Consider the following 1,042-nt stretch of genomic DNA (forward strand, 5'->3'; position numbering starts at 1 on the left):
TACATCGAAGTGGACTACAATCGAACCCGCCGACACAGCGCCAACGGCTTCATAAGCCCGGAAGCGTTTGAGGCACAACAAGTCGCTTAACTGCGTGTCCACTGTTGGTGGGCAGGATCAAAGAACCTCGCCCGACTTAGCCTCCAGGTAAAGCGTTCGCTCACGATCAGCAGTGCAAAAACGAACAAAGACTTTCTCGAAATCATCCGTGACAGTTGGGCAACCCTCAACAAGCCAGACTTCCGCTTCAATGTTGACCGCTACGGGGCCGCAGTTGGTACCGTCACCCCTGCCAAAGAACGGGCATTAAAGACCCTTTGCGATTGGGCCCGCGAAAGCCTGACGGCTGACCATTTCCACTCTCGCTTTGTGAAGGGCGGCAGCGCCAGCGCAGACATCAAAACGGTTAAGAACGACGTCGTTACTCTACTGGATGCAGCGAAGGGGGCACCGTGCACGAGTGAAGAAGAGTACCAGTTCCTTGCTCATTTCGTGCTCATTCAATTCGATTTCCTTCGCGAAGGCGCCACTGATCCCTCTGATGCCATTAATCGTATTAAGGATTGCCTTGCGCCAGATGATGCAGCCAAAGCACCGCTTGTCTGGTCACGAGCAGTTCAGCTGGCCCGTTCATCAGCCGGAAAATCAGGTCAGTTTGATCGCATACGACTTGTTCGCTTGATCTCACCTATCGCACGACTCCGCGGAGCGCCCTCACTACGCCTCGACCTCGACAAATTAACGGAGCTAGCGAAGAGCTACGCGAACCTCATTCCGGACGATATTGGTGGGACAAAGCTCGACCGTATCTCGCTCCTTGAGAGCATGGACGCAAAGCTCACAACAGCCCGTGCCGTCCAGGTCCGCGGCCTGCCAGGAAGTGGCAAATCAGTCGTGGTGAGGCGAGCGGTGCAGCGTGCACTAGCAGGTTGCTGAAAAACTCCCTCAAATGAGGGAAAATAGCGTAATCGCAGGTTGGAGGCCAAACAATGCGCGGTGATTACCAGGAAGGCGGTGACTTGTTCAGTTATGTGTCGCTGGA

The 1,042-nt window shown here is 54.7% G+C and carries 1 protein-coding gene; it reads left to right on the top strand.

What is annotated here, in order from left to right; translation table 11 throughout:
* Positions 1 to 369: 369 nt before the first annotated feature.
* A complete protein-coding gene (locus DWB85_RS19315; RefSeq protein WP_205422830.1) occupies positions 370 to 936 on the top strand; it encodes a hypothetical protein in 567 nt (188 codons plus the stop codon).
* Positions 937 to 1,042: the final 106 nt, after the last annotated feature.

The organism is Seongchinamella sediminis, assembly GCF_003457605.1.
Classification (GTDB): domain Bacteria; phylum Pseudomonadota; class Gammaproteobacteria; order Pseudomonadales; family Halieaceae; genus Halioglobus; species Halioglobus sediminis.